Genomic DNA, 24,619 nt, shown 5'->3' with positions numbered 1-24,619 from the left:
GTCCTCCTGAGCTCAACGCGGATCGCCGGGGATGCGCGCGGTGGTGAAACCCCAGGGGACCCCGAGGCTCGAGGTGGGGTCGGTGATGATGGTGTCGTCGGTGCGGGTCTGGACGCGGACGCCCTCGGCGGTCAGATGGCGCTCCACACGTTCGAGGTCGACGACCTTCCACGTGATCGCGTGGTAGACGTCGTCGGGTCCATTCGCCGTGAGATCGGCGGCCGCCGCCGAGCCGGCCGTCGGCGTCGCGTACTGCACCACCGCATCGGCCAGGTGGAAGTGGTCTCCGGTCACGGACCTGGCCGGGTCGTGGCCGCGGTGGACGACGGATCCGCCGAGCACGTCGACGACGAGGGCCCGTGCCCGCTCGATGTCGCTGGTCAACACCGTGTGGTGCGAGCAGCGCTCGATGCCGAGTGGGTCGTCCGCGGTCACCGGCGGGATGGACCAGCCGGGCGCCCGCCGTGGGTCGGGCCCGAACGGCAGCGGCGGGAAGAAGCTGTAGCTCAGGCCCGCGTCGGCCGGCAGAGCCTTGAAGTGGTGGACGGGACCCGCCATCGGCGCCTCGTCGCCCGCCGCCACGAGGCCCTGGCTGTCGGTGACACGGCTGCCCCGCCGCTTGAGCTCGCGGTAGAGCCCGGGCATGCCCTCGACCTGCCAACCGAGGGCGCGCGGGTGACCCTGCTCGACGGACGGCAGGCGTTGGACCCCATCGACGACATATTTGTGGGGGGCGAGGTTATCGATGAGCACGTCGCTGACCGCGGTGAACGTCGAATAGTCGATGGCGTGGTTCGGCCGCGGCGGTTTGCGCACCGAGGCGAGGGGAGTGCTGGGCCGGCCGAAGACTCGGGCGTAGAAGTCCGCGGCCTCGTCGAGATCGACGACGTGGATGATGGGTCGGTGCATCATCAGCACACGGAAATCGCGCTTGTCGAGCTGGGCCGCGGCATGGATGGAGCGTTCGGGCATCGTCGTCCTCTCTGATGTGATTGCCAAACCCTCTGCGAGTTGGGGCGGGCCAGTTACCCGGCGGTCGCGGGCTCGAGGCTGTTGGCGGGGGTGGAGAGGAAGCCCCGGTAGTCGCTGTCGACGACCGCGGCCATCATCTCGTGGAGCTTGCCGCGGCCACCGGGGTTGAGGAGGAAGCGGCGGGGCTTGCCGGGGATGTTCGCGCCGTAGTAGTGACTGTGGTCCTTCGAGAACATGCTGTGCGGGGCCAGGGTGTTTACCATGTCCATCCACTGCGCCTCCGCCTCGAGCGGCGCCTCGAAGACGGTCTCACCGGAGTCACGCAGGTGCACAAGTGAGTCGGTGATGAAGTCGACCTGGTCGCTGCCATAGCGTGGGTAGTTGCCGCCGCCGGCGCCGTGCGGGCCGCCGGGGAAGAACAGGTTCGGGAAACCGTGCACGGTGAAGCCGAGGTACGTGGTGGGCCCGGCGTCCCAGTGCTCCTCGAGTCGCAGGCCGTCGCGGCCCACGACGTTCATCCGGCTCAGGGCGCCGGTGCCGAAGTCGAATCCGGTGGCCCAGACGATGATGTCGACGTCGAGCGAGCCCGCGGTGGTCTCGATGCCAGTCTCGGTCAGACGCGTCATCGGCGTCTTCTTCAGGTTCACGAGGGACACGTGCGGCTGGTTCATGGTCTCGTAGAAGCCATTCTCGAACGGCGCGCGCTTGCCGCCGTAGAGGTGGTCCTTCGGGATCAGGTTGTCGGCGGTCGCAGGATCCTCGACGATGCTGCGGATCTTCTCGGCGATGAACTCGCACCACTCGCGGTTCACGTCCTTGTTGGTGGTCATGTCCATGTAGTTGCACGTGAGCTTCGAGAATCCGGGGCTGTTCCACATCTGTTCGAAGAAGGCCGCCCGCTCGTCCTTGGTGAAGTCGGTGGACACGGTCAGGTTCAGCTCGTGCAGGAAGCCGTGCGGCGAGTTGAGCAGGGTCTCCTGGATCGACGGGAAACTCGCCTGCAGCTCGGCCCACTCCGCGTCGGTGATCGGCCGGTTGTTCAGGGGGGTGGCCCAGTTCGCGGTCCGTTGGAAGAGGGTCAGCTCCGCGGCCTCCTGGGCGATGATGGGGAAGATTTGGATGCCGCTCGGGCCGCTGCCGACCACGGCGACCTTTTTGCCCTTGAAGTCGACGGGCTCGCTCGGCCACAGCCCGGTGTGGTGACTCTGGCCGCGGAAGTCCTCGAGGCCGGGGATCTCGGGGAAGTGGGGCACGGAGAGCCCGCCCGTCGCAGCGATGACCACCCGCGCCCGGATCTGGCCGCCGGCCGCGGTGCCTACGACCCAGGAGCCGTTCACCTCGTCATAGACGGCCGACGTGATCCTCGTGTTGAACTGCATGTCCTTGCGTAGGTCGAAGCGGTCCACAGTGTGGTTGAGGTAGGCCTCGATCTCGGGCTGGCCGGCGAAGTGCTCGGACCATTTCCAGTCCTTGAACAGCTCCTCGGAGAAAATGTAGCCGTAGGTGTAGCTCTCGGAGTCGAAGCGGGCCTGCGGGTAGCGGTTCCAGAACCAGACCCCGCCGACGTCCGCGCCGGCCTCGACCAGTGTGGCGTCGAACCCGGCCTCGCGGGCACGGTAGAGCTGATAGATGCCCATCACGCCAGCGCCGATGACCAACACGTCGACGTCGGGCTTGTTCGAGTCGGTTCTCTGAGAATTCATGGTTTTCCTACTCTGTGGGGCGATGAGGAGTGGGGTCCGGGACCCGGCGGGATGTGTGCTCCTCCGGTCGGGTCGAGGCGACGACGTGCTCTACGCGGTGGTGCGGTGGCTATCGGTGTGCACGAGCGGAGGTGGTTGGTCGCCAACGTTTGAGACAGCTGCCAGGGCTTGCCGGAGGGACCCGCGGCGGCCATCGCGGTGCTCCCGTGCGAGCTCGGGTGCCATGCTCAACTCGGGATCAGATCAGGGGCCGGTCAGCTAAAGGTTGCGCCAACCGGGTGGTGATAATTAAGCACATTAGCTTTGATTGTGTCAACCATTGGCTTGGGCGCGTGGGGCGGCGGGAACCTGGTCCGGACGATTCCGGTATTCGCGCATGTGGCGAGGGCTGTCATGCGGGAACTGGAAGGGCGCTAGCATTCGGCTTGAGCATCGTCGGCGCGTCGCAATCGCAATGCTGACTTAAAGATCAGCGTGTGAAGACGGGGCTCGCCGGCATTTTTTTGAATCCTGCGCGCACGCGGACGCTCGTCGAACGTGGGGCAGGCGGCTGGTCGGCCTGCGGAGGCGGGCGGGCTGATCAGAGGAGATGAACCTGATGATTGAGAGCCCAGACGGGCCTGCCGCCCAGGCCGGCGCACAACGCCGACGCGACCCCCTGGGGCGGGCGATCCAAGTGCTGGTCCACATGGTCGACAGCGGCAAGGACGCCTATGGCGTGCGAGATTTGGGCGCGCGGTTGGGCCTCAGCGCGAGCACTGCGCATCGGCTGCTGACAGAGCTCGAGCAGCTCGGCATGGTGGACCGGACACCTCGCGGCTCATACCGCGTGGGGTTGGAGTTCCTCCGCGTCGCGCGCACTGCGTCGGCCCAGTTCCCGTTGCAGCACAAGGCAAATGACGTGCTCAGTGAGTTGACCCAGGCGAGCGGGGAGACCTCGTTCCTCGGTGTCTACAGCAGCTAACGCCAGCAGATGATGTTCTCGATGTCGGTGGAGTCCTCCCACCCCGCTCCGCTATGTGCTGCAGCTGAATCGATGGCTGCCGGTCCACTCCGGTGCGAGCGGCCTGGCCATCCTCGCGTTCCTGCCGGCGGCGGACCGGCGGGATGTGCTGCAGGGCAGCCTGGCCGTGTTGACCCAGCACACGATGGTCGACGCAGGTCAGCTCACCGACCGGCTGGCGCAGATCCGCCGCCGGGGCTACGCCAGCTCACGGTCGGAGCGCATCGTCGGAGCGGTCGCCGTGGCCGCGCCGGTCTTCGCGCCCGAGGGGCGGGTGTACGGCGACGTGGGCCTGACGATCCCCGAGAGCCGGTTCGACGAGGAGGCGGAGGCGGTGCTGGCGGAGCAGGTCATGCGCTCGGCCCAGATCCTCACCGACAGTCTGGTCGGGGTTAAGCCGACTTACTGATAAATGGGGTCGATATCCGGGCGGGGCCTGGGCCCGTGGGCGCGGGCATTCGGCGCGGCCGGGCGTCGGGGCGGCCTCCGGTGCAAGCCGGATTGCGCGAGACGGAGGCCGGTTTCGCGCAATCGGGTGGCGCGTCGGGTCGGGGTGCGTGGCGTTTGCCGCGCCGGCACGGGGGTGTCCTCCTAGCCTTGGCGGGGCGGGCCGCCGCGGCTGCGGGGGTCCTGCGGCCGCGCGGCGCGCGGGGTCCTGCCGCCGTAGGACTTCTGGAGGTAAGTGCAGGTCCAGTGGAGTCGTCTCTCCCGCAGCTCGCTTTCCCGGGGTGTCGGGGATGGGCGCGGACGCGCGGTTATCCGGCCGCAAGCGCCGAGTTTTCGACCGTGGTGAGGGGACATTCGCGATTACGCGGACGCCGCCGACACGGAGCTGGCACCATGGGCCGCGGGCCGGCCCGGCGCGGGTGGGTCGGTGCCTCGCAGTGCGGTGGCGTGTGCTCCCATGGGGAAAATTGGGCATCGCGATGAGTGCTTACCGCGACTCGAAAAAAGATGCCTGGCTAAACCCCTTGACGGCAAGTGACTTCAGCTGCCAAGCTTAGTCGGACCACGGAACAACTGTTCCGCAGTCTGGAACGGCACCTAGGGCGCAGGCGTGAATACGGCTCCTATGCGAGGTCCAGACCAGACAGCAGGTGAGAACAATGATTTCTATTTCGGAGTCGGCTCAGTCTCGCGGTTCTTCATCTTGGCTCGTCGATACGAGGCCAGGCCGGCAGCACGTAATTCGTCTGCGCACCTAAATGGGAGCTTGGTGTACTTCCCCCAGCGTGAGCATTAGATCTGATATCGCGGTGATTCACCCCGCTCGATTCGGAGGGGCTCGCGATCGATTCTCAAAAAGGATGGCCCGTGCAGTTTGAGAGGTTCGGACGAAAAGGGATGGTGAGGAAGTGAGATCGTGGGAGTTGAAACGACGAGCGGGTTCGCTATTCCAGTTTCTGCTGCTGTTGTTCCTGGTCTCGGTCGCGGTGTTCTTGCTGATGGAGCTGGTGCCCGGCGGGCCAGTGGACGCGCTTCTCCCGCCCGACGCCACCCCGGAACAGATCGCGGCGGCGCGCTCGGCCTACGGGCTCGACGATCCATTGTTCCAGCGGTACTTCAGCTGGCTCGGCGGTGTGCTCCAGGGCGATTTCGGCAACTCGTACCAGACGGGTGAGCCCGTGGGGGAGATGATCTGGAAGCGATTCCCGGTCACGGCTGAGATCGCGTTGCTATCGGTGCTCCTGGCGCTTCTCATCGCCATCCCGGTGGCGATCTGGTCCGCGTACCGTCCGGGCGGCGTGATCGACCGGGTGGCGAACATCATCGGATCGGCGATGCTGGCCACCCCATCCTTCGTCCTGGGGCTCATCTTGGTCGTGGTCTTCGCGATGACGCTGAAGCTCGTGCCGCCGATGGGCTGGGTGCCATTCTCGGAAGACCCCGGCAAGCACATCGAGCGGATCATCCTCCCCGTGATCACCCTCGCGGCGGGCGAGGTCGTGCTGTTCATGCGGATCCTCAAGGGCGACATGATGACGACCCTGCAGCAGGACCATGTGCTGTCGGCCCGCGCCCGCGGATTGCCGACCTGGCGGATCCTGTCGTTCCACTCCTTGAAGCAATCCTCCTTTTCTCTGGTGACCGTGTCCGGCATCGTGATCGGCCGGCTCATCGGCGGCACAGTCCTGATCGAATCGATCTTCTCGCTGCCGGGGCTCGGGACCATGGCGATCAACGGCATCTATTCCCGCGACTATCTCGTGGTGCAGGCGGTAGTGATGGTCTGCGCCGTCGGATACATATTCGTCAACGCGCTGGTCGACCTCTCCTATCCGTTGCTGGACCCGAGGGTCAGGAAGGTAAAGGCATCATGACTGAGGCAGCATTGGAAACTGAAGCGGTATTGGAAGTCACCGGCTCGGTCGCACTGGCAGGCCGGGTGGAGCAGGACCGGTTGCCCGATGTGGTCATCAAGCCGATTCGCCGGAAGCGGGACATCGGGGCGTTCATCGGGGTCGTCTGGATCGCGGCGGTCGGTCTCGCGGCGCTCTTCGCGGGCCTGTTGCCGCTGCCGGATCCGGACGACGTCTCCTCCGTCTTCAACGCGATGCCGGGGGCCGACGGTCACCTGCTGGGGACGGACTCGCTTGGCCGCGACGTCTTCTCGAGGCTGGTCTACGGCGCCCGGGTCTCGATGGCGGTGGCCATCGGGGCCACGACCATCGCGCTGGTGCTGGGCGTCGCACTGGGCATGCTCGCGGGCTATTTCGGCGGGTTCGTCGACAGGGTGATCTCGATGTTCATCAACTTCTCGCTGTCCTTCCCTCCCCTGATCTTCCTCATCGCCTTGGTGGCGGTGCTCGAGCCGAGCCTGACCACGCTGGTGCTGGCGCTGGCCTTCATGGGCATCTCCAACTTCGCGCGCGTCGCGCGGGCCAACACACTGGCGTTCTCCGAGCGGGAGTTCGTCACGGCCGCAAAATCTTTGGGCGCATCACCCTGGCGGATCCTGCTCCGAGAACTGCTGGCGAACGTCATGCTCCCCATCCTGTCCCTCGCGCTGGTGGTGATGGCGACGCTGGTCATCGCCGAGGGCTCCCTGAGCTTCCTCGGCGTGGGCGTGCCGCCGCCCACGCCCAGCTGGGGCGGGATGCTCGCCGCCGGGCGTGAGCAGATGAGCCGGCATCCGCAGCTGGTGTTGATCCCCGCGGTGTTCTTCTTCGTGACGGTCTTCTCCTTCAACAGGATTGGCGACTGGGCCAGTGGCCGCGTCGGAAAGGAATCGGCGATATGAGTCAGGCGATCAAGACGGCCACCCCCGCGGCACCGTCGCGGGAGGTCGACTCGGACGAGGTGCTGCGAGTCCAGGACCTGCGGGTTTGGTTCCAGACACCGCATGGCCTGGTCCGGGCCGTGGAGGGCGTGAGCCTGGGCCTGCGCCGCGGAAAGACGCTGGGGATCGTGGGCGAGTCGGGCTCCGGCAAGTCGGTGCTCTCCCGCGCCATCATGAAGATCCTGGCCCCGAACGCCCACGTGCTGCCGGGCAGCGAGATCCTGCTCAACGGCGTGGATCTGGCGACGGTGACCGGCAAGGACAACCCACACCTGTGGGGCGTGGACCTCTCCATGGTGTTTCAGGACCCGATGACCTCCCTCACGCCGGTCAACACGATCGGGAAGCAGCTCACGGAGACGCTGCGGTTCCACCTCGGCCTCGACAAGAAGGAGGCCAAGGAGGAAGCGATCCGGCTGCTGAAGATTGTCGGCATCCCGGAGCCGGAGAAGCGGTTCTTGCAGTACCCGCACAACCTGTCCGGTGGCATGCGCCAGCGGGTGACCATCGCGCTGGCCATCGCCTGCTCGCCCAAGCTGCTGATCGCGGACGAGCCCACCACCGCCCTGGACGTGACGGTCCAACACCAGATCCTGAACCTCCTGCAGGAGCTGCAGGAGGAGTCCGGCATGGCGATGATCCTCATCACGCACGACCTGGGCGTGGTCGCCGGCCGGGCCGACAACATCGCGGTGATGTATGCGGGCCGAGTCGTGGAGAACGCGCCCACCAGGGAATTGTTCGCCAATATGCGGCATCCGTACACCAAGGCGCTGATCGACGCGATCCCCAAGGTCTCGCACGCGAGTCACACTCGGCTCCCGTCGATCCCGGGGCGGCCGCCCACCGTTATCGACCCGCCCGACGCCTGCGCGTTCGCCGCGCGCTGCGCCTCGGCGCAGCCGCGCTGCCTGGAGGAGACCCCGATGCTGCGCGCAGACTCCTTCGACACGGAGCACGCGGTGGCGTGCTTCTTCCCGCTGGGCACCGCCGACGGCGACGCGGCCCGGTCCCGAAATATCGCCGCCGGAGTCACCGCGGCGGGCACTCCGGTTGAGGATGAGGTGATGGTCTGATGGCGGGTAGCGGAACGGCGCACCTTCGCGACCACGACGAGAACGTGGTCCTGTCCGTGCGCAACCTGGTGGTGGAATACCCCGGCCCGGCCGGCCAGCGCGTCTACGCGGTCTCGGACGTCAGCTTCGACGCCGTGCGCGGGGAGACGATCGGACTGGTCGGCGAGTCGGGCTGCGGCAAGTCCAGCGTGGCCAAGGCCATCATGCAGCTGCCCGCGCCGACCTCCGGCAGCGTCGAGTTCGAGGGCGTCAACGTCGTCGGCCTCAAGGGCAAGGCGTTACGCCGGCAGCGGCGCAAGATGCAGATGATCTTCCAGGACCCGATCTCCTCGCTGAACCCGCTGCGCAAAGTCAAGGACATCATCGCCGAGGGGCTTCGCATCCACGACGGGCGGAGCAAGGAGGAGGTGGCGGCGCGGACGCAGGAGATGATCGAGCGGGTCGGCCTGGACCCCCACACCGCGCCGGACCGCCGCCCGCACGAGTTCTCGGGCGGGCAGTGCCAGCGCATCTCGATCGCGCGCGCCATGGTGCTGGACCCGGAGGTGATCGTCTGCGACGAGCCGGTGTCGGCGCTCGACGTCTCGGTGCAGGCCCAGATCATGAACCTCCTGCACGATATGAAGGAGCGCTATCAGATCACGATGGTCTTCATCGCCCACGACCTGGCGGTGGTCAAGAACCTCAGCGACCGGATCGTCGTGATGTACCTGGGCAAGATCTGCGAGATCGGCACGTCGGACGGGCTGTTCTCCGCACCGGCCCACCCCTACACGCGGGCCCTGGCCCAATCGATCCCCGAGCCGGACCCGGAGGCCCCGATCCTCAAGGCGGCCCTGACCGGCGATCTGCCCTCGCCGCTGAACCCGCCCAGCGGCTGCCGTTTTCGCACCCGATGCCCGATGGCGCAGGATCGCTGCGCCGCGGAGGAGCCGGCGATCCGCGAGGTGCGGCCGGGCCGGTTTGTGGCCTGCCACTTTCCGATCGATGAGCCCGCGCTCGTGTAGCGGGCGCACCACTTCCGCAGCCGGCGAAGTGCCCGGACACCCTGCGGCGCGCACTATTCCCAACGACCTGCTCCGGCCCGTGTGAACGGACGGCACGGGCGACACCGATGAAGGAGTTCGACTTGCACAAGAAAACAGGTACGAGATCGCGACGGGTCCTGGGATCCCTCGCGGCAGTGATCGTGGCGGGTGTGACCCTGGCGAGTTGCTCGTCGTCCGGCGCCACCGGCGGGGAGTCGGGCGGCGAGCCCCAGTCCGGCGGCACGCTGGCCTACGGGATGACCGGCGAGACGCAGTCGATGGACCCCGCGAACTGTGGCCTCGTCGCCTATCACCGCTGCGCGCCCGTCTTCGGCACGCTGATGCGCTATGACGCCGAGGCCGGGAAGTTCACGCCCTATATGGCGGAGTCCTTCGAGAGCTCGGATGGCAAGAACTGGACGCTGAAGCTGCGTCCGGGCGTGGAGTTCAGCGATGGCACCCCGTTCGACGCGGATGCCGTGGTCTTCAACTGGGACCGCATCAAGGACCCCGCCACGCTCTCGCCCGTCGCGAGCGTCACCCAGGGCATGACGTGGGAGGCGGTGGACCCGCTGACCGTGAACATGACCGTCGAGCAGGCCAACTTCCAGCTGCCCTGGCAGCTGGTGCGGGGGATGGGCGCCATCGGCTCGCCCACCGCGATCGCGGCGGCGGGCGCCGAGGTGGGCAGCAAGCCCGTGGGCGCCGGCCCGTTCATCATGAAGGAGTGGGTGCGCAACTCCGAGATGCAGCTGGTGCGCAACCCCACCTACTTCGAGGAGAACCTGCCCTATCTCGACGCGCTCACCGTCAAGCTCATCAGCTCTGAGGAGCAGAAGATGAACGCGGTGATCAGCGGGGAGGTCCTGATGACGCCCCTCTCGAGTGCCCTGGACATCCAGAAGATGGAGGACAACGGATTCAACTCCTATGAGTCCGAGGTCATCGGCGGTAGTGGCGTGATCTTCAACTACAAGGACGCGAGCCTGCAGGACGAGGGACTGCGGAGCGCGCTCCTGGCCGCGATCGACGCCGACCAGATGGTGGCGGCGCTGGGCACCCAGACCACGACCGCCAAGGCGTACCTGCCCACAGACACCGCAGCCGCGTACCCGAAGCTGGACCTGACCGAGGCGCAGAAGAAGTTCGACGACTACCTCACCCGCTCGGGCAAGACGAGCGAGAACCTGACCCTGACGACGTATGCCGGCTTCCCGGTCATGGAGCAGACCTCGCAGATGCTCCAGGCGCAGTTGCAGAAGATCAAGGGCCTGACCGTCAAGATCGAGCCGCTGGACGCCCCCGTGCTCCTGGGCAAGCAGCGCCAGGGGGAGTACCAGTTGCTGACCACCACCTACATGTCCCCGTCACGGGACCTGATGTATGACCTGTTCCACACGGATGGTCCGCAGAACGCCACCGGTTACTCCAACCCGAAGGTGGACGAGGCACTTGAGCTGACCCGCTCCTCGAATGACAAGGCCGAGGTCGACGCCGCCTACGAGGTGGCCAACTTCGAGGTCTCCCGTGACGCGCCGGTCCGGAACTGGCAGTACATCGGCTCCTACCTGACCGCGGACACCAGCGTCCACGGTGTCCACATCGTGTCCACCGGCTCGGGCGCCGCCTGGGACTTCGAGAAGGTGTGGCTGAACTAGCATGACCGCTGGTGGGCCGGGGTCCGCCCCGGCCCACCAGCGCAACCCAGATTTCTAGGACTGGGCCGGCCGAGGATGGCCTGCCCAGTTCGGGCCCGCGCCCGGCGCAGTGCCCGGTTCATCTCGTTAGGGAGGAAGCGTTTCATGAGTACCTTGACCACCACCAGGCTCACCGAGTCGATGGGCGCGGAGATCACCGGGGTCGATCTCGACCGGCTGCTGGGCGACGAGTCAGTGCCCGCCCAGATCTGGGCGGCGCTGCGCGAGCACGGCGTGCTGTTGTTCCGCGGCGTCGGGTTCACCCCGGAGACCCAAACCCAGTTCAGCGAGCGCCTCGGCACCCTGGACCGCACGAACGGCGAGATGTATAACGAGCCCGGCGTGCAGCGGGTGTCGATGGATCCGAAGAAGAACGGCGGCCAAGAGACCGTCGCGGGCACCTTCAACTGGCACATGGACGGCTGCACCCTGCCAATCCACCTGAACCCCTCGCCCGCGACGATCCTGACCTGCGCCGTCAAGTCGGAGACCGGCGGCCAGACGGCGTTCGCCAGCACCCGCGCGTTCTTCGCAGGCCTCGACGCGGACGAGCAGGCGAGGCTCTCGGCGCTGCGGGTGGTGCACTCGGTCGCCGGGTCGCGCCGCCGGGTCTTCACCAACCCGACGCCGGAGCAGGAGGCGTCATGGGCGCAGATGCAGAGCCGCGAGCATCCGCTGGTGTGGCGACACCGTGAGGGCCGGCCGTCCCTGATCATCGGCGGCACCACGGACCACATCCCCGGGATGGACGTCGCGGAGGGGCGGGCGTATCTGGACGACCTCGTCGCGCGGGCGACCACCCCGGATCGCGTGTACAGCCATGAGTGGTCGGTGGGCGACACCGTCATCTGGGACAACCCCGGCATGCTGCACTGCGTGCAGCCCTATGAGGAGGGCTCGGCGCGGGAGATGATCCGCTGCACGCTGGTCGGGGAGGAGCCCACCGAATGACACATTCCCAGGCCTAGGGGCGGGCCACCACCCGGTGATTAAGCTCGTCTGGCGAAATTACGGTATCGTCAACGGCGGTCGAGTTGGGTTGCACCGGGTGGTGGGTTCGCGAGGAGGCCCTGGGAAATTCTCTGTGCCCGTTGGTTTCTCAGGTGATATCGACTAATTCGGACGATAGGGAGGCGGGGACAATTTTCCATAGTGACGTTGTCCTCAGGTGAAATATGCCAGTGACACCAGCTGACAGGACGACCTCGAGTGGCAATGGCGGCAGGCGGTCGGCCGCAGGCAAGGAGCGGGTGAACACCCGCGGCGACGCCACCCGACTGCTCCTGATGAGCACCGCCGAGGAGTTGTTCGCCCATCGCGGCATCGCCGCCGTCGCGCTTCGGGACATCGGTATCGCCGCCGGCCAGAAGAACCACGCGGTGGTGCAGTACCACTTCGGCGACAGGGAGACCCTCGTCGACGAGATCATCGCGTATCGCGCCGAGGCCAGCGAGGAATGCCGCGTCGAGATGCTGGCGGACCTGCTGATGCGTGGCCAGCCGAGCATCTCGGACCTGGTGCGCCTTTTCGTCTCCCCGCTGGCGAGCCACCTGGAGGAGGGCAATCATTACCTGGCCTTCATGTCCCACTACATCCTCGAGAACGGCGGCTATTCGCGGCTGAACCCGAGTAGCAGCATCATCATCCCCTCTGCCAGCGCCAGCACCGTGCTGGGCCTGCTGAGGCGGTTGCTGGCCGATCTCTCCGACGAGATCTTGGAGGAGCGCTGCATGCAGATGCTCACGGGCACGGTGCACACCCTGGCCCGCTACCAGGCGGTGTTGGCCTCCGGCGAGAAATTGCCGTTGCCGATCGAGATCCTGCTCGAGGACATGGTGCAGTTCTACACCGCGGGCTTGGTGGCGCCGATCGGGCCGGCGACCGAGGCGATCAAGGCCTCGCTGGGCGAGCGGAAGACGCCGAGCCAACTCAAGCGGAGCGGTCCCCCCGTCAAGTAGTCGCGCGGCCGCGACGCAGCCGGTCATGGTGTTGAGGAGATAGTCTGCCTCGCCGCCATGGCCGGCTAGAGGCATGTCTGGTGCCGGGGCCAGCGGCGGTGTCGAGGGCCGACGGCGGCCGCGCGTCACCAACTTCCTTGCGCTCCAGTGATTTTCATGAGGTGGGGGAGTTGGTTGTGGAATGCGCCCGCGGCGTCCCGGCTCGGCCAGGGCCTCTCGCAGCAGTTCGCGTCAAGCCATTGACAAAGTGAGCTGAAGTGATTAATTTGTGACGTATCGCCTGGTAGTTACTGTGGCATCGAGGTAAGAGACTTTGAAAGCGCTGCTTAACTCCCAATTCATGCGAGTCATCCGAAATTGGCCTACGGAGAGGTATCCGATGAGGACTGAAGACCTGATTCTGGTGAGCACGGACGATCACGTGATCGAGCCGACCCACTTGTTCGAGGGGCGACTGCCCAAGAAATACGTTGACGCGGCGCCGCGCTTCGTCACCCGGGATGACGGCACTATGGCGTGGGTATACGGCGACGCCGTCGTGCTTAACCCGGCCGTGCAGGCCGTCGTGGGCCGCCCCAAGTCGGAGTGGGGCATGGACCCGGTCTGCCGGGAGGAGATGCGACCCGGCGTCTACGACATCCACTCGCGCGTCAAGGACATGGACGTCAACGGCATGCTGGGCTCGATGTGCTTCCCGTCGTTCGTGCGTTTCTCGGGAGCCCTCTTCCTGGAGAACGGCGACCGCGACCAGTCGGCGGCGATGGTCCGCGCGTACAACGACTGGCACGTCGACGAGTGGGCCGGCACCTACCCGGGCCGCTTCATCCCGCTCGCGATCCCCATCCTGTGGGATCCGGAACTGGCCGCCGAGGAGATCCGCCGGATGGCGCGGAAGGGCTGCCACGCGGTCACCTTCACCTCCAACCCCTACGACCTGGGCCTGCCCAGCATCTACCAGGAGCACTGGGATCCGTTCTGGCGGGCCTGCGAGGAGGAGGGCACCGTTGTCTGCATGCACATCGGCTCCAACTCGAAGGCGCCGACGACCTCGCCCGACGCGCCGGTGGAGCTGATCTACTCGCTGTCTCCGATCGGCTCCTTCGAGGCCGCGGCGGACCTGGTGTGGAGCCGGCTCTTCCTGAAGTTCCCCAACCTCAAGGTCGCACTGTCCGAGGGTGGCATCGGCTGGGTGCCGTACTTCCTGGAGCGCCTCGACTACCTGTACCAGCACACGCAGCACTGGTCGGGCATGGACCTGCAGGGGCGCCTGCCGTCCGAGCTCTTCAACTCGAACGTCATCACCTGCTTCATCGACGACGAGGTCGGTATCGACAACCTCCACCGCCTCAATATCGACAACGTCACGTGGGAGTGCGATTACCCGCACTCCGACACGATGTGGCCAGAGTCCCCCGAGGGCGTCATGCGTTATATGAAGCAGCTCTCGGACGAGCAGATCAACAAGGTCACGCACCTGAACGCGATGAAGCACTTCAAGTACGATCCGTTCGCGCATATCTCGCGCGAACAGGCGACGGTGGGCGCGCTCCGCGCCCGCGATCCCAACTGGGACACCAGTGTGGTGGCGACCGCGCATAAGCGTCCCCAGATCATCGTCGGGGCCTAACCCACCAGCAGGACTGCGCTCTGCGATGCCACGGTCGCCCTACGGCGGAGATCCGTGGCATCGCAGACGCGGTCACGAACCCCAGTCCAAGTGCGCTCTGCGGTGGGGCGCGAGGGCAGAGCAGTGGCAGACAACCAATCTTCAAGGGAAATCGCATATGAGCAACTCTGAACACCGCATGCTGATCGACGGAGCTCTCGTCCCCGCTGGAGACGGCGGCGTCTATGACAACATCAACCCCGCCAACGAGCAGGTCATCGGCGTCGTCCCTCGAGCGACTCGGGCGGATGTCGAGCAGGCGATCCGCGCGGCCCGCAGGGCGTTCGACACCACCTCGTGGTCCGTCGACACGGAGCTGCGCCGCCGGTGCCTGATCCAGCTGCAGACCGCGCTGCGCAAAAACTCGGAGGTGCTCCGACCGATGCTCATCGCCGAGGCGGGCTCGCCGATCGCCCTCACCTACGACGTGATGCTGGACCGTGCGATCGATATGGTCAGTCACTACATCGATCTGCTCGAGACCTATGAGTTCGAGAGCGTCATCACCCCGATCGCCGGGGACGAGGGCGCGCACCGAATCATTCGCCGGGAGGCGGCCGGCGTCGTCGCCGCGATCACCCCCTGGAACTACCCCTTCTACCTGGCGCTGGGCAAGCTCGCCGCGGCGCTCGCGGCGGGGTGCACCGTGGTGCTCAAGCCCGCGCCGGACACCCCCTGGAACACCCTGGAGATCGGCCGGGCGATTTTCGACCACACCGACATTCCGGCCGGTGTCGTCAACATCGTCACCACCGACGACAACGACGTCGCGGCGCTGTTGACCTCCCACCCGGAGGTCGATGCGATCACCTTCACCGGCTCCACGGTCACCGGCCGGCGGATCATGGCGGCCGCCGCGCCGACGGTGAAACGCCTCGGCTTGGAGCTCGGCGGCAAGTCCGCCACGATCTTGCTCGAGGACGCCGATTTCGCCTCGATCATTCCTCGAGTCACCGCAGGGACTTGCAGCCACGCCGGCCAGGGCTGCGGGGTCTCGTCGCGGCTGCTGGTCCCGCGCTCCCGCCTCGCCGAGGCGGTGGAGATCGCGGTCGGCGCGGCCGAGAATCTGCCGTGGGGCGATCCCAACGACCCCGCGAACTACATGGGGCCGGTGGCGAACAAGCGCCAGTACGAGTCGGTGCTTCTCTACTACGAGATCGCCAAGCAGACCGGCCGCGTGGTGACCGGCGGCAACGCGAGTGACCGATTCGAGAAGGGGTATTGGGTCGAGCCCACCGTGCTCACGGACGTGGACCCGCTGTCCACGATCCCGCAAGAGGAGATCTTCGGGCCGCTCCTGACGATCCTGCCGTTCGAGGACGACGCCGAGGCGGTGCGGATCTCCAACAGCACCATCTACGGCCTGTCTGGCGGGGTGTGGAGCCCGGACCTCGACCGCGCAATGCGCATCGTGCGCGGCATGCGGGCGGGGGCCATCGGCGTCAACGGCACCACCTGGAACCACCAGACCGCGCCGTTCGGCGGCTATAAGCAGAGCGGCATCGGCCGCGAGTGGGGGGTCGAGGGGCTCGAGGAGTTCCTCGAGGTCAAGACCATCGCGCGGCCCGCACGACGGCTCGCGGCACTGTGAAGGAGATAACACGATGAAGGTCCATGTCGATCAGAGCCTGTGCCAGGGCCACACCATCTGCTCGATGGTCGCGCCGGGCGTATTCGAATTGCGAGACGAGGACGGCCACGCTTTCGCGATGAACGGCGGCGACGTGCCCGCCGAGCTCGAGGCCTCGGCCCGCGAGGCGCTGGGATCCTGCCCGGAACGCGCGATCGTGGAAGTCCGCGAGAGCGCCGACGCCCCGGCTTGACGTTGCCACCCTGTCCGCTGGCACCGCCCAAGAGCGGCCGCCCAACGCACCTCGGAGAAAATCATGACCCAAGACGATGCCTACAACGTCGAAGACTTGAAGAAGTGCCCGATCAACTTTGAGCGGCACAGTCCCGGTTTTCGCGACGAATTCCTGGAGAAGACCCACGAACTCCACGCCAAGTGCCCGGTGGCCTGGAGCGACTCCTATGACGGGCACTGGGTGGCCAGCGGCATCGACGAGCTTTTCGCCATCGCCCGCCGGTCCGACGCCGTCACCAGCTTCCGGGACCACGATGGCTCCGTGAACGGATACAAGGGCATCAGCATCCCGCACATCCCGATGGCCGGGCCCTTCACCGCCCCGTCCTTCTTGGAGTTGGACCCGCCGGAGCAGACGGACTACCGGAAGATCCTCAACCCGTACCTCTCGCCCGCGGCCGTGGCCCGGTGGTTCCCGGTGATCGACGACCTGGTGCGGGCCTGCATCGACGAGAAGATCGAGAGCGGCTCGATCGACTTCGTCCACGATTTGGCGAACATCGTGCCCGCCGTCGTCACCATGGGACTGCTTGGTCTGCCGCTGGCGGACTGGGTGATCCACAACGAGCCGGCGCACGCCTATGTCTACACACCGCCGCACTCGCCCGACTTCCAGCGGGTCCGGAAGCTGATGCAGGAGAGCACCATGGCCCTGATGGCCTCGGCGCAGGAGATCCGGAAGGATCCGCGCCCCGGCCTGCTGAACGCGCTGATCCAGTCGCCCGTCAACGGGCAGCCTCTGAACGACGACTCGATCAGGGCCACCGCGGCGTTATTGGTCGGCGGTGGCTTCGACACCACCACGGCGCTCACAGCCCAGTCACTGCTGTGGCTGTCTGAGAATCCGGCGCAGCGGGCCCGGCTGTGCGATGAGATCGACACCCTCCTGGACCCGGCGACCGAGGAGTTCCTCCGGTACTTCACGCCGGCCCAGGGCGATGGCCGCACCTTCAGTAAGGACGTCGAGATCAACGGCGTGCAGTTCAAGGAGGGCGAGCGGCTCTGGCTCTCGTGGGCCATGGCCAACCGCTCGCCGAGCGTGTTCCCCGATCCGGACACCATCGATTTCGACCGCCACGGGAACCGGCACACGTCCTTCGGCCTGGGCATCCACCGGTGCATCGGCTCGAATGTCGCCCGAGTGATCTACAAGCGGATGATGGCCGCGGTGCTCGAGCGCCTGCCCGATTTCTACTGCGATCCGGAGACCGCCGTCCACTACGAGTCCATCGCGATCATCAACGGGCTGGTTAGCCTGCCCGCCACGTTCACGCCCGGAAAGCGGCTGGGCGCCAGTTTGGAGGAGACGATCGAGCGGGCGCAGCAGATCGTCGACGAGGAGGGGCTCGCGGAACCGGTCACGGGGAAGCGGGCGACGGTGTAATCCGGCTGGCCCCTACCGGAAGACGAGATCCCTGCCGCTCAGCGTCACGCTGAGCGGCAGGGATCTCGTGTTCGAGGAAATTAGACTGGGAGGTCCGACGGCACCCAGTTTGGGGGGCGCTTCTCCATGAACGCGAGCATCCCCTCGCGCGGTTCCGGGGACGTGTCGAGCGCGCCCCACATGGTCTCGTAGTCGAACAGCCCATAGCGCTCGTTGAGCATGCGCTTGACCTGCGCACGGGCCAGCGGCGCGGAGTGCAGGACTTGGCCGGCCGCCGCCAGCGCGGCGGTCCGGAGCTGCTCGTGCGGCACCACCCGGGAGATGACGCCGAGGCGGAGGGCCTCCGCCGCGTCGAAGACACGGCCGGAGAACATGAGGTCGCGGGCCACCGCCACGCCGACATGGGCCGGGAGGGTGGCGGCGAACGTGGCGTCGGGGATACCGCGCAGCAGCTCGGGCACGCGGAAGGTGGCACGGTCGCTGACCACGGCGATATCGGACATCATCGCGATCAACAGCCCGCCGGCCTGGCAGATGCCGTTCACTGCGGAGATCACCGGGGCGCGGCTGTCACGGACGGCCATAAAGGGCACGATATCGACGCTGGACAGTCCGTCGAGCGGGCTGTCGCCCGGCTCCTTCCGTCTGCCGAGGTCCCCACCCGGGGCGAACACATCGTCGACCCCGGTGATGATCAACGCGGCCAGGTCGGGATCGGTGTTGACGAGTCGGACGGCCCGTTTGATGCCGAAGTACATTGCCGCGGTGAGGGCGTTGCGGGCGGCCGGACGGTCAATGATGCACCAGCCGATACTGCCCTCCCGTTCGAATCGCAATCCGCCCGCGCCGAGGTCGTCTGGCATTTTAAATTCTGCAACTTTCTCAATTATTGTAAAGGCGGATATCTCAGGTTTCTGACAGCATTGATCACCCGGCGTGAATCATCTCAGATGATTGGGGGATGCCGCATCGAGACTGTCGAGGGTGCCTATGCGCGGGCGATGTTCGACGCGGCCTCGAGGCGGACGAAGCCCTCGGCTCCCGCCTCGTCGAGCTCCATCACCTCGACGAAATGCCCCATCTCGGCCGTCATGTCCAGGTAGCCGAACCGGACGCCGCCGCTCACGCCGAACTGCGCCCACTCCCGGCCGCTGGCCTTGACGACCGCGGTCGCCGCGTCGAAGTCGTCGACCCGGAAGCCCAGGTGATGCAGTGTGGCGGGGATACCTGGCCGGATCGCGTTCCGGTACAGGTCCACCGAGCCGCTGACCGGCCGGATGATCTCGAGGTTGGTTGGGCCGGCGTTGACCAGCGCGACGTCGATGACCCATTCGTCGGCCAGCGCGCCGTTCACCACGACGAAAGAGGTCGCGGGGCCGTCGAGCCCGGCCTGCGGCCGGCCGCCGCCCAGCGAGGACTTGTAGTGCTTGGCGCAGGACACGGTCCCCAGTCGGGTCTCGAGGAATTGTGCTGCAGCATCGATATCATCGGCCACATACCCCACCTGCATGAAGTTTCGGAAGAGGTCGCTAAGGGAATGCATTTTATTCTCCGTGGTTCGGCGAAATGTGCCTTAGGCAATTTTCTCGCGTATGGTCAACGAACTCATTTTGGTACAACTTCCCACATGAACAGGGGTGCCTGTCAACGGTCCATTTCATCAAACGGAATGCGGGGTAAGATTAATTTAGGCGCTATGGATGAGCCTGTGTGTGTGGAATGATTGGGAAATGACCAGCCAGTATGAGGGATCGACACGCACGATGGCCGCGCCCGCGCGCCGCGCGGATCCCAACGGAGGCCAACTGACGTCGCGCATCGGAGGCGGCCGGGTGGGCGAGTCCGGGCCGGATCTGGCGGCGCTAGAGCACCGGGTCATCACGATGCAGAAAATGATCGCGCAACTAGTTGGCTTCGGCGACCTCGGCCGGGAGCAGTTGGACAGCAACCCGGCCGCGGGCCTTGTCATCGAGAGGATGCTGGCCCTACTGGTGGAGTTGGCCTTCGACGTCAACAGTCATGTGGCGGGAGTCGTGTCGGGGGAGGCTCCGCGCACGTTCGCCGAGTCGTTCGGCGCAGCGGGGCGTGCGGGGCTGATCGACGTGAGACTGGCGGCCGCGCTCGCGCCGGTGGACGGCCCGCACCACGTGCAGGTGCAGTTGTACATGGACACAGATCCGGCTGAGGTCGGCGCGGTGGTATCGGCGGTGACAGCCGGGTACCAGGACTACTTGCTGCAGGTGGGGGAGTGGATCGAGGCGAGAATGTCGCGGTGATTCGAGCCGGAGCGGGCGGCGTGCGCTGTCGGCGAGGGGCGCTCGGCCGCACGGTGTGTTGGACTTAGCTCCACGTTAGGGAAGCGTCTTGCCGAGGACTGAGCCTCGGTAGGGCGAAGGACGAATATGCGTCTCAGCCGCGAGGGAACTCCACTTCTGGGGATCGCCGGCTGGGGAGCTGATGAGCGTGAAGGCAGAGGGCCGTTGTCGGCAGGATCGGAGAAGCTCGCGTCGCAGGTGGCCCGGAAAATCGAAGACCAGATCATCGACCGGCGTTGGCCGGTGGGCGAAGTGTTGGGCTCGGAAACTGAGCTGCTGGAGCAGTTCGGGGTGTCGCGGTCTGTGCTGCGAGAGGCGATCCGGCTGCTGGAGCATCTCGGGGTGGCGAGAATGCGCAGCGGGCCGGGCGGCGGGCTCGTGGTGTGCGCGCCGAGCGCGTCGTCGTCCTCGCGCGCGCTCGTGATCTATCTGCAGTACATCGGCATCAGCACCGACGATCTGTTGCAGGCACGGGTCCTCCTCGAGCCCCTCGCCGCCCGGTTGGCCGCTGGCGCGGTCACGGAGGAGGGTATTGACGCACTGCGGGAGATCGTGCGTAAGGAACAGGCCCAGGAGCTGGGGCAGGAGTGGGTCGGCGGGCCCAATGCGGTTGAGGACGATCTCCACGTGGCGCTGGGGCGGATGTCGGGGAACGCGGTGCTGCAGTTGTTCATCGAGGTCGTCGCCTTGTTGACCGCCCGTAACGTCCGCTCGGAGGACTACCCGGAGATGGCGGTGCTCGCGCCGGCCCAGTCGGCGGCCACCACCCGGCATGCGGAGATCGCGGACGCCGTCATCACCGGTGACACCGCCGCCGCGGAGATCAGGTTGAGCCGACACCTCGACGAGGTGCGGGCCTGGATGCTCTCGAGCCCGGACCGGCGGCGGTCTGGGCGGATGCGCACCCGGCCCACCGACCCCACCCCCGACACAAGCGTGGGGAGGAAGCTCGCCGAGGTGATCGCGGGCCGCATCCACAACGACATCACCGGCGATGGCTGGCAGATCGGGGAGGTGTTCGGCTCGGAGCCAGACCTGTTGGCGCGCTACGGGGTTAGTCGGGCGGTCCTGCGTGAATCCATCCGCATCCTCGAGCACCACAGCGTGGCCCGGATGCGCCGGGGCGCGGGTGGGGGACTCGTGGTGCTGGCCCCCGATCCGTCGGCGAGTATCCGTGCCATCGCGCTCTATCTCGACTTCGAGGAGATGAGCCCTGTCCATCTGCATGTGGTTCGCGAGTCCATCGAATTGGGCTGCGTCCAGGCCGCCACCGGTGCCGCCGCGCAGGACCCCGAAGCGGCGGCGAGGCTGCGCGCGTCGCTGGGTTCCGGCACCGGGGCTGGTGCGGCCTCGAACTTCCACACGGAGCTCGCCGCCGTCGCGGACAACCCTGTGCTGGCCTTGTTCCTGCGGATCATCATGGAGCTGTGGGCACGGCATTGCCGGACTAAGGACTTGTCGACCATTGCGGCCGATGCTGAGGTCCGGCAGGCCCACGGCAATATCCTCGAGGCCGTCTTGGCTGGCGATGACGGCCTCGCCCAGCATCGCATGCGGCGCCATCTGCAGGAACTCGCCGTGCGGTGGGACTGATCGCCCCGGCGGTCAGATCCGGGGTCCGCCGAGTCGGTGGGTCGCGTTCCAAATGGCGGTTGCGGTGCTGCGCACGGCCTCGGTGGCCAAGCCCCACCGCATCCGGTTGGCTGGGCCGGTGACGGAGACCGCCCCGATGGTGTGCCCGGCGCCGCGGATGGGCGCTGCCACGCACACCAGATCGTCGTACGCCTCGCCGCGGTCGAACGCGGTGCCGGCCCGACGCACATTGTTCAGCTCGGCCAGGAGCGCGGAGGACGTGGTGATGGTGTTCGCCGTCTTCCGAGGTGTTGGCGCGGAGAGGACGGTGCGGGTGGCCGCATCGTCGAAGGCGGCCAAGGCCTTGCCGAGCGCGGTGCAATAGGCGGGGTTGCGGCCGCCGCGCCGGATCGGGAGCCGTACAGGGCCAACCGCGATGCGTTCGAGGTAGACGACCTCGGCCGCGTCGAGGATGCCGAGTTGCGTGGACATCCCGGTCCGGGACGCGAGAGCCTGCAGATGCGGGAACGCGGCTTTATGGAGTTGGTTGCCCTCGATTGCCAGGCTCCCGAGCTCGAACATGCGCAGGCCGATCCGGTAGCCGTCGGGCACCCGCTGGATCCAGCCCACCTGGCAGAGCTGCTCGGCTAGGCGGTGGAGAGTCGACTTCGGCAGACCCGTGCACTCGTTGAGGTCGCTGAGTGTGAGCACCTGTTGGTTGCCGTCGAACGCATCCATGATGGACGAGACCCGGCCCATGACAGTGCGCTCCGGCTTGCGGCGGGCCTCGGCGCTCTGCTGGTTGGCCAGCGATGTCGCGAAATCGTCCAATGCGCCGTCCAGTGGGCTATCGACGGTGTCCATGTGCAGATCGAACGTGCGGTGGGTCAGGCTCGCGGTCACGGCTGGCACCTTTCGGTGGAGAGTCCTAATAGGGACCTATTTGGGCTGATTTTCGAGGATACTGGCCAGATCTGCCCGATTGACGCCTAATAAGTATCCTTTATCGATGTAGTGAGAGTCACACTGATCGAGCTGTATGTCAACCCCCACTATTGGGTCCGCCCCAAAATCCCCCGTGGCGAGGGGGCGGCCAGGCACAACGCGAAGGGCCGCCTTCGAGAATTTCTTCTCGAAGGCGGCCCTTGGTGTCCGCTGCTCTGTCGAACCCGCGGAGGGTTAGACGTGGAAGGACTGCATCTTCAGGTAGCCGCCCGCGTCCACCCGCATCTGCGTACCCGTCACATACCGCGCCTCATCCGAGGCCAGGTACAACACCGCGTTGCTGACATCGACCGGCTCCACCCACGGAATCGGCATCGCCTGCTGCACACCGAACGCACCCTTCGCGTCCTCGAGCGTCGGGTTCTCCAGATCCGGCCGGAAAATCTGGTACATCGAGTCGGACTGCAGCATCGCGGTGTTGCAGTTCGTCGGATGCACCACATTCGCCCGGATCATCTGCGCCGAGAGCACCCGGGCGAGCTCGTGGATGTACTGCGAGATCATCATCTTCGCAACCGTGTAGCCGGCGCCGCCGGGATCCGCGCCCGGGTTCTCCACAATGTCGTTCTGCATGAACGCCGCCGTCGAGCCCGTCGCGATGATCGATGCCCCCGCGGTCAGGTGCGGCAGCGCCGCGTGGATCGCGTTCTGCGCGCCCATCAGGTTCACGCCAATCACATCGAGCCAGCCCTGCATGTTCGGGCCGCCCAGGATCGGCATGATCCCGGCGTTCGCGACGACGATGTCGAGCTTGCCGAACGCCTCCAGGCCCTGATCGATGGCCGCGGACATCTGCGCGATCTCCCGCACATCGGCCTCGGCCGTGACGATCCGCCGGCCCGTCGCCTCGACCAGACGAGCCGTCTCCTTCAGGTCCTCCGGACGAGCGAGGGGGTACTTATTGGTCTCGATATCGCGACACAGGTCCACCGCGATGATGTCCGCGCCCTCCTCCGCGAGGCGGACCGCATGGCTGCGGCCCTGCCCGCGTGCCGCGCCAGTAATGAATGCGACCTTGCCTTCAACTCTGCCCATCATGTGCTCCTCATAGCTAGAAAAACCGGGGAAATGCGTAGGTATGGCCGGTGTCGGCTTAGTCGCCGAAGATGTAGCGGTCGGCGACCCGGTGGTGGTTCCAGATCGTCATCTCCTGCTCCTCGCTCAAGCGGTGCCCGTCGAAGCTGGGCGAGTGCATACCCGCCGTCAACTCGCTGGTGTTGGCCAGGTCCTGGGAGATCACCTGGCCCATGTCGGCGTCGCGCCAATCGTCGAAGTACTCCGGCGTGAACTCGCGCTTGAGGTCGTAGTCCGCCACCGGGATCTGATCCAGACTGAACACCTCGAACAGGGCCTTATCGGGATCGTTGTCCACCGGCCGCGCCCGATACCAGAACGCCGAGCCCTGACCGGGCAGGATGATGGAGTTCGGGAACACACTCCACGAGCTGCCGGCCTCCGACCACTGCTCCGGCGTGATCTGCGGCCAGTCGAAGCCCTCGTTTACCGACAACTCGCGGTAGAGCTGCAGGAAGTACTCGCCAGCGGACATGCCCTCCGGCAACTCCGCCGTTTTCAGCGTCTCCGCCGCGCGCCAGCTGCGCTCATTTTCCAGGCCCCGCATGTCCTCGTGCAGGTACTGCACCGAGTTCGCCAGGTTCAACCGCTCATCGGAGGATGCGTCGGAGCTGCGCACCGACGGATCCTTACCCTTGGTGCCGGTCGCCGACTTCTTCGGGCCGAGCGCCGAATAATGCGAGTGCCGCTCGTACAGCGTCGTCGGCGCCCACAGCCGCCTGTCCAGTTCTTGAAGCGACGCGAGCTTGTCATTGCTCCGGTCGAGACGGAATAGTTGCGGGTGGACCGCCGCAGTGTGGTAGGCCTCGAGGAAGCCGTCGAGTGCGGTCTTCCAGTTGCAGGGGACGATCACGCCCTTGCCCCAGCGGATGCGGAAGTTCTGCAGCTGGAATGGCGCGAAGATCCGCACGATCGGGTCCAGGTACTCCAGCAGCGGCTGCGCCTCGTGGTCCATGTTGATGAACACGAAGCCGCCCCACTGCTCCGCCAACACCGTCGCCAGGCCCAAGTCGTCATCCGAG

21 protein-coding genes and 1 pseudogene are annotated in these 24,619 nt (G+C 66.4%); 15 read left to right on the top strand and 7 right to left on the bottom strand.

Features of this window, described 5'->3' with window-relative positions:
• Positions 1–12: 12 nt before the first annotated feature.
• Positions 13–972, bottom strand: coding sequence for a VOC family protein (locus TBIF_RS24075; protein WP_084611814.1), 960 nt, complete (start codon positions 970–972; stop codon positions 13–15).
• Positions 973–1,025: 53 nt separating this feature from the next.
• Positions 1,026–2,675: a flavin-containing monooxygenase gene (locus TBIF_RS20060; protein ID WP_024796530.1), complete on the bottom strand. Its 1,650-nt coding sequence runs from the start codon at positions 2,673–2,675 to the stop codon at positions 1,026–1,028.
• A 598-nt stretch (positions 2,676–3,273) separates the two neighbouring features.
• On the opposite strand from TBIF_RS20060, the gene TBIF_RS20055 reads away from it, so the two are divergent.
• The 13 genes and pseudogenes from TBIF_RS20055 (at position 3,274) to TBIF_RS19995 (ending at position 17,631) form a co-directional block, all read left to right on the top strand.
• On the top strand, positions 3,274–3,639 hold the full coding sequence (locus TBIF_RS20055; RefSeq protein WP_038172127.1) for a helix-turn-helix domain-containing protein: 366 nt from the start codon (positions 3,274–3,276) through the stop codon (positions 3,637–3,639).
• A gap of 49 nt (positions 3,640–3,688) precedes the next feature.
• Positions 3,689–4,087, top strand: a pseudogene (locus tag TBIF_RS24070) (IclR family transcriptional regulator domain-containing protein); the annotation flags it as partial.
• A 946-nt stretch (positions 4,088–5,033) separates the two neighbouring features.
• Positions 5,034–5,999: an ABC transporter permease gene (locus tag TBIF_RS20045; RefSeq protein WP_235174899.1), complete on the top strand. Its 966-nt coding sequence runs from the start codon at positions 5,034–5,036 to the stop codon at positions 5,997–5,999.
• Positions 5,996–6,919, top strand: a complete 924-nt coding sequence (locus TBIF_RS20040; RefSeq protein ID WP_084611813.1) for an ABC transporter permease — start codon at positions 5,996–5,998, stop codon at positions 6,917–6,919. The genes TBIF_RS20045 and TBIF_RS20040 overlap by 4 nt, the downstream gene beginning before the upstream one ends.
• Entirely contained in the window at positions 6,916–8,034 is a 1,119-nt protein-coding gene (locus TBIF_RS20035; protein WP_024796525.1) for an ABC transporter ATP-binding protein, read from the top strand. Before TBIF_RS20040 ends, TBIF_RS20035 begins: the two co-directional genes overlap by 4 nt.
• Positions 8,034–9,041 (top strand): ABC transporter ATP-binding protein, encoded by a 1,008-nt coding sequence (locus TBIF_RS20030; protein WP_024796524.1) that lies wholly within the window; start codon positions 8,034–8,036, stop codon positions 9,039–9,041. Before TBIF_RS20035 ends, TBIF_RS20030 begins: the two co-directional genes overlap by 1 nt.
• 191 nt (positions 9,042–9,232) lie before the next feature.
• On the top strand, positions 9,233–10,720 hold the full coding sequence (locus TBIF_RS20025; protein ID WP_158506376.1) for an ABC transporter substrate-binding protein: 1,488 nt from the start codon (positions 9,233–9,235) through the stop codon (positions 10,718–10,720).
• Between the two features lie 144 nt (positions 10,721–10,864).
• Positions 10,865–11,710, top strand: a complete 846-nt coding sequence (locus tag TBIF_RS20020) for a TauD/TfdA dioxygenase family protein (protein ID WP_024796522.1) — start codon at positions 10,865–10,867, stop codon at positions 11,708–11,710.
• 299 nt (positions 11,711–12,009) lie between these two features.
• A complete protein-coding gene (locus tag TBIF_RS24645) occupies positions 12,010–12,717 on the top strand; it encodes a TetR/AcrR family transcriptional regulator (RefSeq protein WP_235174897.1) in 708 nt (235 codons plus the stop codon).
• Positions 12,718–13,096: 379 nt separating this feature from the next.
• A complete protein-coding gene (locus TBIF_RS20010; RefSeq protein ID WP_024796520.1) occupies positions 13,097–14,344 on the top strand; it encodes an amidohydrolase family protein in 1,248 nt (415 codons plus the stop codon).
• Positions 14,345–14,501: 157 nt separating this feature from the next.
• On the top strand, positions 14,502–15,974 hold the full coding sequence (locus TBIF_RS20005; protein WP_024796519.1) for an aldehyde dehydrogenase family protein: 1,473 nt from the start codon (positions 14,502–14,504) through the stop codon (positions 15,972–15,974).
• Positions 15,975–15,987: 13 nt separating this feature from the next.
• Positions 15,988–16,206 carry a ferredoxin gene (locus TBIF_RS20000; RefSeq protein ID WP_024796518.1) on the top strand — a complete coding sequence of 73 codons (219 nt, stop codon included), beginning with the start codon at positions 15,988–15,990 and terminating at the stop codon, positions 16,204–16,206.
• 63 nt (positions 16,207–16,269) lie between these two features.
• Positions 16,270–17,631 carry a cytochrome P450 gene (locus tag TBIF_RS19995; RefSeq protein ID WP_024796517.1) on the top strand — a complete coding sequence of 454 codons (1,362 nt, stop codon included), beginning with the start codon at positions 16,270–16,272 and terminating at the stop codon, positions 17,629–17,631.
• 80 nt (positions 17,632–17,711) lie between these two features.
• Here the strand turns inward: TBIF_RS19995 and TBIF_RS19990 are convergent, their stop codons facing one another.
• Positions 17,712–18,494: an enoyl-CoA hydratase/isomerase family protein gene (locus TBIF_RS19990; RefSeq protein WP_024796516.1), complete on the bottom strand. Its 783-nt coding sequence runs from the start codon at positions 18,492–18,494 to the stop codon at positions 17,712–17,714.
• Positions 18,495–18,619: 125 nt separating this feature from the next.
• Positions 18,620–19,174, bottom strand: a complete 555-nt coding sequence (locus TBIF_RS19985; RefSeq protein WP_024796515.1) for a VOC family protein — start codon at positions 19,172–19,174, stop codon at positions 18,620–18,622.
• 187 nt (positions 19,175–19,361) lie between these two features.
• Between TBIF_RS19985 and TBIF_RS19980 the strand changes: the two genes are divergently transcribed.
• On the top strand, positions 19,362–19,907 hold the full coding sequence (locus tag TBIF_RS19980; protein WP_024796514.1) for a HepT-like ribonuclease domain-containing protein: 546 nt from the start codon (positions 19,362–19,364) through the stop codon (positions 19,905–19,907).
• A gap of 204 nt (positions 19,908–20,111) precedes the next feature.
• Positions 20,112–21,539: a FadR/GntR family transcriptional regulator gene (locus tag TBIF_RS19975; protein WP_024796513.1), complete on the top strand. Its 1,428-nt coding sequence runs from the start codon at positions 20,112–20,114 to the stop codon at positions 21,537–21,539.
• A gap of 12 nt (positions 21,540–21,551) precedes the next feature.
• Here TBIF_RS19975 and TBIF_RS24060 read toward each other — a convergent pair whose 3' ends face one another.
• From TBIF_RS24060 to TBIF_RS19960, 3 genes are all read right to left on the bottom strand, one after another.
• A complete protein-coding gene (locus TBIF_RS24060) occupies positions 21,552–22,421 on the bottom strand; it encodes an IclR family transcriptional regulator (RefSeq protein WP_024796512.1) in 870 nt (289 codons plus the stop codon).
• A gap of 276 nt (positions 22,422–22,697) precedes the next feature.
• Positions 22,698–23,558 carry a mycofactocin-coupled SDR family oxidoreductase gene (locus TBIF_RS19965; RefSeq protein ID WP_024796511.1) on the bottom strand — a complete coding sequence of 287 codons (861 nt, stop codon included), beginning with the start codon at positions 23,556–23,558 and terminating at the stop codon, positions 22,698–22,700.
• Between the two features lie 58 nt (positions 23,559–23,616).
• Positions 23,617–24,619: SRPBCC family protein (locus tag TBIF_RS19960; RefSeq protein ID WP_024796510.1), on the bottom strand; the 1,003-nt coding region annotated here is incomplete at its 5' end.

It is taken from the genome of Tomitella biformata AHU 1821 (assembly GCF_000524475.1).
In the GTDB taxonomy this organism is placed as follows: Bacteria; Actinomycetota; Actinomycetes; order Mycobacteriales; family Mycobacteriaceae; genus Tomitella; species Tomitella biformata.
The sequence above is the reverse complement of the archived record's forward strand: the minus strand, read 5'-3'. Positions and strand labels throughout refer to the sequence as shown.

What these genes read in the sequence shown, in the direction of transcription:
- TBIF_RS24075 (WP_084611814.1), bottom strand. Translation starts at nt 972, where the DNA reads ATGCCCGAACGCTCCATCCATGCCGCGGCCCAGCTCGACAAGCGCGAT.
- TBIF_RS20060 (WP_024796530.1), bottom strand. Translation starts at nt 2,675, where the DNA reads ATGAATTCTCAGAGAACCGACTCGAACAAGCCCGACGTCGACGTGTTG.
- TBIF_RS20055 (WP_038172127.1), top strand. Translation starts at nt 3,274, where the DNA reads ATGATTGAGAGCCCAGACGGGCCTGCCGCCCAGGCCGGCGCACAACGC.
- TBIF_RS20040 (WP_084611813.1), top strand. Translation starts at nt 5,996, where the DNA reads ATGACTGAGGCAGCATTGGAAACTGAAGCGGTATTGGAAGTCACCGGC.
- TBIF_RS20035 (WP_024796525.1), top strand. Translation starts at nt 6,916, where the DNA reads ATGAGTCAGGCGATCAAGACGGCCACCCCCGCGGCACCGTCGCGGGAG.
- TBIF_RS20030 (WP_024796524.1), top strand. Translation starts at nt 8,034, where the DNA reads ATGGCGGGTAGCGGAACGGCGCACCTTCGCGACCACGACGAGAACGTG.
- TBIF_RS20020 (WP_024796522.1), top strand. Translation starts at nt 10,865, where the DNA reads ATGAGTACCTTGACCACCACCAGGCTCACCGAGTCGATGGGCGCGGAG.
- TBIF_RS20010 (WP_024796520.1), top strand. Translation starts at nt 13,097, where the DNA reads ATGAGGACTGAAGACCTGATTCTGGTGAGCACGGACGATCACGTGATC.
- TBIF_RS20005 (WP_024796519.1), top strand. Translation starts at nt 14,502, where the DNA reads ATGAGCAACTCTGAACACCGCATGCTGATCGACGGAGCTCTCGTCCCC.
- TBIF_RS20000 (WP_024796518.1), top strand. Translation starts at nt 15,988, where the DNA reads ATGAAGGTCCATGTCGATCAGAGCCTGTGCCAGGGCCACACCATCTGC.
- TBIF_RS19995 (WP_024796517.1), top strand. Translation starts at nt 16,270, where the DNA reads ATGACCCAAGACGATGCCTACAACGTCGAAGACTTGAAGAAGTGCCCG.
- TBIF_RS19990 (WP_024796516.1), bottom strand. Translation starts at nt 18,494, where the DNA reads ATGCCAGACGACCTCGGCGCGGGCGGATTGCGATTCGAACGGGAGGGC.
- TBIF_RS19985 (WP_024796515.1), bottom strand. Translation starts at nt 19,174, where the DNA reads ATGCATTCCCTTAGCGACCTCTTCCGAAACTTCATGCAGGTGGGGTAT.
- TBIF_RS19980 (WP_024796514.1), top strand. Translation starts at nt 19,362, where the DNA reads ATGACCAGCCAGTATGAGGGATCGACACGCACGATGGCCGCGCCCGCG.
- TBIF_RS19965 (WP_024796511.1), bottom strand. Translation starts at nt 23,558, where the DNA reads ATGGGCAGAGTTGAAGGCAAGGTCGCATTCATTACTGGCGCGGCACGC.